Origin of the sequence: Planotetraspora sp. A-T 1434 (assembly GCF_025420585.1) — a bacterium.
Classification (GTDB): domain Bacteria; phylum Actinomycetota; class Actinomycetes; order Streptosporangiales; family Streptosporangiaceae; genus JAOEGB01.
On the sequence record NZ_JAOEGB010000080.1, the window covers coordinates 1 to 1077 of the forward strand.

Annotated in this window: 1 protein-coding gene; it reads left to right on the forward strand. The window is 74.2% G+C overall.

The features are described 5' to 3' along the window. Positions 1 to 1077: condensation domain-containing protein (locus N5079_RS35030; protein ID WP_261588523.1), on the forward strand; the 1077-nt coding region annotated here is incomplete at both ends.

Genomic DNA, 1077 nt, shown 5'->3' on the forward strand with positions numbered 1-1077 from the left:
TTCCGCATCGAGCCCGGAGAGGTGCAGGCGGCGCTGCTCGCCTCCCCGGACGTGGCCGAGGCGGTCGTGGTGGCCCGCGAGGACCAGCCCGGTGTCGCGCGCCTCGTGGCCTACGTCGTCGTGGCGCCCGGACACCCCGAGCCGTCCGGTTCCGTGCTGCGTGAACGGCTCGCCGGATCGCTGCCCGACCACATGATCCCCTCGGCGTTCGTCACGCTGGACGCGGTGCCGCGCACCGTGAACGGGAAACTGGACCGGCGAGCCCTGCCCGCGCCCGAGTGGGGCGCGGTTACCCGGACCTATGTGGCGCCGCGCACCGACGCGGAGCGCGCGGTGGCCGGCATCTGGTCCGAGGTGCTGGGCGTCGAGCGGGTCGGCGCCGAGGACAACTTCTTCGAGCTGGGCGGCGACTCGATCCTGAGCATCAGGGTGACCGCCCGGCTGCGGGCCACCTTCGGCGTGGAGATCTCCCCCCGCGCGGTGTTCACCCATCCCACCGTCGCCCGGCTCGCCGCCGCGCTGCCGGGGTCGGCGGAGGACGGGCCGGCCATGCGTCCCGTGCCCCGCGACGGCGAGCTGCCGCTGTCGTTCGCGCAGCAGCGGCTGTGGTTCCTGCACGAGTTCGAGCCGGACAGCGGCGAATACGTCACGTTCGCCGGGCTGCGGCTGCGGGGCTCACTCGACGTGCCGGCGCTGCGGTCGGCGTTGAGCGGGCTGGTGGCCCGGCATGAGTCGTTGCGCACGACGTTCGAGGAGGTGGACGGCCGGGGTGTGCAGGTGGTGCACCCGCCGTACGACGTGGACCTGCCCGTACGGGACCTCTCGGCCCTGCCGGGGCCGGAACGTGAGGCCGAACTGGGCCGCCTGCTGTCCGCCGAGCGCGCCCGCCCCTTCGATCTGCGGCGGGGTCCGCTGCTGCGGCCGGGCCTGGTGCGTCTCGCCGCCGGCGAGCATGTCCTGACCCTGGCGCTGCATCACATCGTGACCGATGGGTGGTCGATGGGGGTGCTGGCGGAGGAGCTCGGCGTGTTGTACGGCGCCGGGGTGCGGGGTGAGGCGGCGGGTCTGCCGGTGCTT